Annotated in this window: 8 protein-coding genes and 2 pseudogenes; 9 read left to right on the plus strand and 1 reads right to left on the minus strand. The window is 66.7% G+C overall.

All coding sequences use genetic code 11. From position 1 onward, the window contains the following. The 9 genes and pseudogenes from G3O00_RS38410 to G3O00_RS38450 all read left to right on the plus strand — a co-directional run. On the plus strand, positions 1–186 hold a 186-nt coding region (locus G3O00_RS38410), incomplete at its 5' end, for a hypothetical protein (RefSeq protein WP_206146128.1). Positions 187–206: 20 nt separating this feature from the next. Continuing rightward, entirely contained in the window at positions 207–509 is a 303-nt protein-coding gene (locus G3O00_RS38415; RefSeq protein ID WP_041492472.1) for a hypothetical protein, read from the plus strand. 25 nt (positions 510–534) lie between these two features. Further along, complete coding sequence (locus G3O00_RS38420; RefSeq protein ID WP_174930324.1) at positions 535–1,806, plus strand: TadE/TadG family type IV pilus assembly protein; 1,272 nt, start codon at positions 535–537, stop codon at positions 1,804–1,806. 12 nt (positions 1,807–1,818) lie between these two features. Continuing rightward, positions 1,819–2,352 (plus strand): TadE/TadG family type IV pilus assembly protein, encoded by a 534-nt coding sequence (locus G3O00_RS38425; RefSeq protein WP_206146129.1) that lies wholly within the window; start codon positions 1,819–1,821, stop codon positions 2,350–2,352. After that, on the plus strand, positions 2,349–2,792 hold the full coding sequence (locus G3O00_RS38430) for a TadE family protein (RefSeq protein ID WP_011349884.1): 444 nt from the start codon (positions 2,349–2,351) through the stop codon (positions 2,790–2,792). Before G3O00_RS38425 ends, G3O00_RS38430 begins: the two co-directional genes overlap by 4 nt. Positions 2,793–2,814: 22 nt before the next feature. Then, a complete protein-coding gene (locus G3O00_RS38435; RefSeq protein WP_206146130.1) occupies positions 2,815–4,023 on the plus strand; it encodes an AAA family ATPase in 1,209 nt (402 codons plus the stop codon). A gap of 18 nt (positions 4,024–4,041) precedes the next feature. Continuing rightward, positions 4,042–5,409 (plus strand): CpaF family protein, encoded by a 1,368-nt coding sequence (locus tag G3O00_RS38440; RefSeq protein ID WP_011349882.1) that lies wholly within the window; start codon positions 4,042–4,044, stop codon positions 5,407–5,409. Between the two features lie 33 nt (positions 5,410–5,442). Continuing rightward, positions 5,443–6,420 (plus strand): type II secretion system F family protein, encoded by a 978-nt coding sequence (locus G3O00_RS38445; protein WP_206146131.1) that lies wholly within the window; start codon positions 5,443–5,445, stop codon positions 6,418–6,420. A 36-nt stretch (positions 6,421–6,456) separates the two neighbouring features. Next, a pseudogene (locus G3O00_RS38450) lies at positions 6,457–6,603 on the plus strand (type II secretion system F family protein); the annotation flags it as partial. A 36-nt stretch (positions 6,604–6,639) separates the two neighbouring features. Here the strand turns inward: G3O00_RS38450 and G3O00_RS38455 are convergent. Continuing rightward, positions 6,640–6,743 (minus strand): annotated as a pseudogene (locus G3O00_RS38455) (SCO family protein); the annotation flags it as partial.

Genomic DNA, 6,743 nt, shown 5'->3' on the forward strand with positions numbered 1-6,743 from the left:
TATGCGGTAGGCGCAGCAAACGCGGCCCGCATCGCGCGTATCGAAGCCACCGCCACGCGCCTCGCGGCGGCCGGCCCCGACACGCCGGCCCAGCCAGCGGGGCAGCCGAAGCGCCGGACACCGGCGGAGCCCCATGCGCAGCAGGTCGTGCGCGTGAGCGCGGCACCCGAATCCACCGATCGTTGAAGCCATCCAAGGGGACGCTCATGAAATCCGCCTACCTCGTCATCGCGCGCCGCATGGCGCTCGCCGCACCGCTCGCGTTCGCGCTTGCCGGCTGCATGTCATCTACCCCGGTGTGGGACACCCGCTTCGGCGATTCGGTCCGCGCCGTGACCCAGGCCCAGATCATCGACCCGCATGCCGCCGAACACGCGGCCTCGGTGTCGGCGCCGGGCGTCGACGGCGGCGCCGCCACGGCCGCGCTCGACAACTACGACAAGTCGTTCAAGCAAACCGTGCCGCCTGCCAATGCGTTCGTGATCGGCATCGGCAAGGCCACCCAGTAACGACGGCACGCTCAGGGAGAACGCCATGAACAGCGCAGCTCGCCATCCGAAAGTCATGCGTCGCAGCCTGCATCGCCAGCGCGGTGCCGTCGCGATCATCGTCGGTCTCTCACTGGCGGTGATGATCGGGTTCGTCGGACTCGCGCTGGATCTCGGCAAGCTGTACGTCACGCGCAGCGAACTGCAAAACAGCGCCGATGCCTGCGCGCTGTCGGCTGCGCGTGACCTGACTTCGGCAATCAGCCTGTCGGTGGCCGAGGCGGACGGTATCGCCGCCGGCCACCTGAACTTCGTGTTTTTCCAGAACAAGTCGGTGCAGATGTCGACGAACGCGAACGTCACGTTCAGCGACTCGCTGACCGATCCGTTCCTGACGAAGAACTCGGTTACGACGCCGTCGAGCATCAAGTACGTGCAGTGCACCGCGACGCTCAGCAACATCGCGCACTGGTTCATCGAGGTGCTGAACGTGCTGCCGGGCACGAAGCTCGCGAACGCGGCGGAGGTGTCGGCCAGCGCGATCGCAACCGTCGGCGGCGGGCAGACGACCTGTGCGATTCCGGTGTTCGTATGCCGCACGACGGGCTCGCCGTCGTACAACGTCGGCGACTGGATCACGTCGCTGTCCGGTTCGTCGACGACCTACGGGCCGGGCAACTTCGGCTGGGCAGCGCTCGACGGGTCGACGAACGAACCGACCATTGCGAGCGAGCTGTCGGGCAACACCTGCAACATCACGAGTCCGCCGGACCTCGGGTCGACGGGCCTGAAGTCGGCATCGCTGCGAGCCTGGAATACGCGCTTCGGCATCTATACGAATGGCGCGAACGGTTCGAGCGGCCAGCCCGACTTCACCGGCTACGCGTATGTCGGCCCGAACTACGGGCCACCCGGAACGGCCGGCATCAAGGGCGATGCGTACACGCAGTTCGTCACCGACCGTACGACCTTCAAGCCTTACCAGGGCGACGGCGCGCCGCCGTCGGGCAGCGGGATCGCCACCAACGGCACCGTGACGGCGAGCACCTACCAGACCACCGGCGGAGATCGCCGCGTCGCGCTCGCGCCGGAAGGTGACTGCTCGACGCTGAACGGGGCCAGCGGCAAGGTGCACGTCACGCAGTGGGATTGCGTGCTGATGCTCGACCCCGTGCCGTTCAGTCCCGGAAAGGGCGGAATCGTCGCGCACCTCGAATACCTCGGTTCGTCGGTCTCCGGCAACAATCCGTGCGCGACGCACGGCTTGCCCGGCAGCGGCAGCGCCTCGGGGACCCAGGTTCCGATGCTCGTTCAATAGCGGGAGACGATCATGAAAATGCCTCCGATTCGCCGTTCGCGCACCCGTGGCGCCGTTGCCGTCGAGTTCGCGCTCGTGCTGATGCCGATGATCATGCTCGCGACCGGCGTGGCCGAGTTCGGCCGCGCGATCTACCAGTTCGAGACGCTGACCAAGGCGACGCGCGATGCGGCGCGCTACCTGTCGGTCTGGTTGCCGACCGACAGCGCGTACCCGGTGTCGCAGGCGCAGTGTCTCGTCGTCTACGGCAGCATGACGTGCGGCGCTTCCGGTACCGAGCTGGTGCCGGGGCTCACGACGTCGATGGTGACGATCTGCGACGCGCAGCGCACGACCGGCTGCAGCGACGGGTCCGATCCGTCGCAGTTCTCGAACCTGCCGACCTACGACGCGAACAACAACGCGGCGAGCGGCACGGCGACGGGCGCGATCAACGTCGTCGAAGTGAAGATCAAGGGCTACAAGTACCAACCGATCCCCGCGTTCCCGGGGCTGCCGTCGATCACTTTCAACAACATCGTCACCGTGATGAGGCAAGTGTCATGAGCGCGCGCCACGTCCCCCTGTCACGCCGGCGCACCCAGCGCGGCGCAGCGATCGTCGAGTTCGCGCTGATCGCGTCGGTGCTGATCATGCTGCTGATCGGCATCTTCGAATTCGGCCGCGTGCTGTTCTACTGGAGCACGGCCAGCGAAGCCGTGCGGCTCGGCGCACGCACGGCGGTGGTGTGCGACGTGAATGCGGCCGGTGTCGTGAAGCGGGTGAGATCGCTGCTGCCGCTGCTGTCGAACGCGAATGTGTCGGTGAACTACTCACCCGCCAGCTGTGATGTGAATTCGTGCGCGTTCGTGACCGTCAGCGTCACGAACGTCACCGTCAAGACGATGATCCCGTTCGTGAACGTCACGGTGACGATGCCGCCGTTCACGACGACACTGCCGCGCGAAAGCCTGACTTCCGCGACCGGCGGCGCCAACTGCAATTGATCGAACAGGCGAGGCACACGACATGATCAACATCCTCGTAGCTTCCGACGACACCGCGCGACTCACGCAGATCGCGCGCCTCGTGGCCGATTGCGGACGCTATCGCGCGACACGCGCGACCGGCCGCCCGTCGCAGATCGAACATCGCACCGACGGGCTCGACGCGTTCGACATCCTGCTGGTCGACGGCACGACGCTCGAACCGTCCGAACTGTCGGCGATCGAGCGCATCTGCCGCGCGCATGCGAGCCTGACCTGCATTCTCGTGACCGCGGACACGTCGCCGCACGTACTGCTCGACGCGATGCGCGCCGGCGCGCGCGACGTGCTGCAATGGCCGCTCGATCCGCAGGCGCTCGGCAATGCGCTCGAACGGGCGGCCGCGCAAAGCACGCGGCGCGACACCGACGATACGCGGATCGTGTCGTTCATGTCGTGCAAGGGCGGGGCCGGCACGAGCTTCGCGGCCAGCAACATCGCATTCGAGATCGCCGAAGGTTTCAAGCGCCGCGTGCTGCTGATCGACCTGAACCAGCAGTTCGCCGACGCGGCCTTTCTCGTCAGCGACGAAACCCCGCCGTCGACGCTGCCGCAGCTGTGCGCACAGATCGAGCGGCTCGACAGCGCGTTCCTCGACGCGAGCGTCGCGCACGTGACGGAGAACTTCCACGTGCTCGCGGGCGCAGGCGACCCGGTCAAGGCCGCCGAGATGCGCGAGGACGCGCTCGAGTGGATCCTGGGCGTCGCCGCGCCGCGCTACGACTTCGTGATCTTCGACGTCGGCGTCTGCATCAATCCGCTGTCGATGGTCGCGCTGGATCGCAGCGACCAGATCCAGCTCGTGCTGCAGCCCGCGATGCCGCACGTGCGCGCCGGCCGCCGGCTGCTGGAGATCCTCGTGTCGCTCGGCTACTCGACCGACCAGATGCGGCTGATCGTGAACCGCGCGACGCGTGCGAGCGACCGCACCCGCACCGCGCTCGAGGAAGTGCTCGGCCTGCAGGCGGCCTGCACGATTCCCGAGGATGCCGACACCGTGCTCGAAGCGATCAACCAGGGCCATCCGGTGTCGCGGCTCGCACGCGGTACCTCGGTCGTGCGTGCGTTGCAGGGGTGTGCGAAACAACTCGTCGACGGCGAAGTGCGTGCGGGGCACAGCGCGGCGAGCAGCGAACCGCTGATGTCCAGGCTTTTCGGCCGCAAGGCCACGCCGAAGCTCAAGTCCATGTAACTCTCTCGGGGAACCATCATGTCATTGCGCGAACAGATGTCCTTGCACCGGGCCCAGCCGCTGGCGGCGGGCAGCGAACCGGCCAGCCCGGCGCATTCGTCGGTGCGCGACGCATACCAGAAGCTGCGTCGCGAAATCCACCTGGCCGTGCTCGAACGCGTCGAGCTCGAGCGCCTGTCGCGGATGCCGCAGGAATCGGTCCGCATGGAGATCGGCCTGCTGATTACACGCATCCTCGACGAGGAGCGGCTTCCGGCGAACGACATCGAGCGGCGGCAGCTCGCGATCGACGTATACGACGAGATGTTCGGTTTCGGTCCGCTCGAAGCGTTGCTGCGCGACCCGAGCATTTCCGACATCCTCGTGAACACGTACCGGCAGGTCTATGTCGAGCGCTTCGGCCAGCTCGAACTGACCGACGTGACGTTCTACGACGACGCGCACCTGATGAAGGTGATCGAGAAGATCGTGTCGCGCGTCGGGCGCCGCATCGACGAATCGAGCCCGATGGTCGATGCGCGGCTGCCCGACGGCTCGCGCGTGAACGCGATCATCCCGCCGTCCGCGATCGACGGGCCGCTGATGTCGATCCGGCGTTTCGCGGTCAATCCGCTGAAGATGGACGACCTCGTGCGCTACCACAGCCTGACGCCGCCGATGGCCGAGCTGCTCGACGCGCTGTCGCGCGCGAAGATCAACGTGCTGGTGTCGGGCGGCACCGGCAGCGGCAAGACGACGCTGCTCAACATCCTGTCCGGCTACATTCCGCGCAACGAGCGGATCGTGACGATCGAGGACGCGGCCGAACTGCAACTGCAGCAGCCGCACGTGCTGCGGCTCGAAACGCGCCCGCCGAACATCGAGGGCAAGGGCGAGATCACGCAGCGCACGCTGGTGCGCAACGCGCTACGGATGCGCCCCGACCGGATCATCCTCGGCGAAGTGCGCGGCGCGGAAGCGCTCGACATGCTCAACGCGATGAATACCGGCCACGAAGGCTCGCTCGCGACGATTCACGCGAACACGCCGCGCGACGCGCTGACGCGGCTCGAGAACATGATCAGCGTCTCTGGCCTGACGCTGCCGCCGAAGACGATGCGCCAGCAGATCGCTTCCGCGATCTCGGTGGTCGTGCAGGCGGCACGGCTGACCGACGGCAGGCGCAAGATCGTCAGCATCCAGGAGCTGACCGGGATGGAAGGCGACATCATCAACATGCAGGAGATCTTCACGTTCAAGCGCATGGGCGTGGACCGCGACGGGACGGTACGTGGCCACTTCTGCGCGACCGGCGTGCGGCCGAAGTTCGTCGAGCGGCTGCAGGCGTTCGGCATCAATCTGCCGGATTCGCTGTACGACCCGTCTCAGCGGTACGAGACGAACTGACGACAGGGCGCCGTTCGCTGCCGGGGAGGCTTCATGAACACGATCTTTTACGGTTTTGTGATTCTCACCTTCGTCGCGGTGGTACTCGCGATCGAAGGGGGCTATCAATGGTGGAACGCGCGGCACGGCTCTGCCGCGCGCCGGATCGAATCGCGCATCCGCTCGATGTCGGCCGGCGGCAACGTCCAGCAGGAACGGCTGTCGATCCTGAAGAAGCGGATGCTCGACGAATCGAAGCCGTTCGACCGGCTGCTGCTGCGCTTGCCGCGCGTGCATCGGCTCGATCTCTTGATCCAGCAGTCGGGCCTCGACTGGACGCTGCCGAAGCTGATCATGCTCAGCGTGGTGTTCGCCGCGTTCGCCTGGGTCGCGCTGAGCTTCGCGACGCTGCCGCAGCTTGCTGCGCTGCCGGTCGCGCTGTTCGCCGGATGCGTGCCGATGATGTACGTGATGCGCTGCCGCGGCAAGCGGATGCGCAAGCTCGAACGGCAGTTGCCGGACATCTGCGACATGATCTCGCGCGCGCTGCGTTCCGGTCATTCGTTCACCAGCACGCTCGGGATGGTCGGCGACGAGTTTCCCGATCCGATGGGCGGCGAGTTCCGCGTCACGTTCGACGAGGTGAACTACGGCGTGTCGCTGCACGATGCGCTGATGAACCTCGCCACGCGCGTGCCGGTGCAGGACCTGCGGTACTTCGTGATCGCGGTGCTGATCCAGCGCGAGACGGGCGGCAACTTGGCCGAGCTGCTCGACTGCATCTCCGCGCTGATCCGCGAGCGCTTCAAGCTGTTCGACAAGGTGCGCGTGCTGTCGGCGGAAGGGCGGCTGTCGGCATGGATTCTCGGGCTGCTGCCGTTCGGCACCGCCGCGGTGATGGCGTTGCTGAACCGCGAATTCCTGTCCGTGCTCTGGGAGGATCCGGCGGGGATCAGGATGGTCGGCGGGATGCTGGTGTCGATGCTGTTCGGCCTGTTCTGGATCCGCCGCATCGTCCGCATTCGCGTCTGACGCACGAGTTACATAACCAACCATTGCGAGGCTGTCATGCAAAATCTGAGCGTGGTCCAGGCCGTGATGCTGGGCGGCTTGTTCATCTTCGTGGCCGGCGGCGTGCTCATCGCGATGCTGCTGTTTGCGCCGCGCAGCATCCAGCGCCGGCTCCAGCAGGCCGGCGGGGCCGGGGCGGCCGGCACTGGATGGCGGCGCCGGGCGCCCGGCGGCTGCCGGTCAGTCGACCAGCAGCTTCAGGTCATGAACCCACGGGCCCGGGCCCTGGCCGTCGCGCACGAACAGGCGCAGCTTGCCGTCGCGGTCGAACACGTAGCTCGCGG

The organism is Burkholderia sp. Ac-20384, from assembly GCF_017104605.1.
GTDB lineage: Bacteria > Pseudomonadota > Gammaproteobacteria > Burkholderiales > Burkholderiaceae > Burkholderia > Burkholderia lata.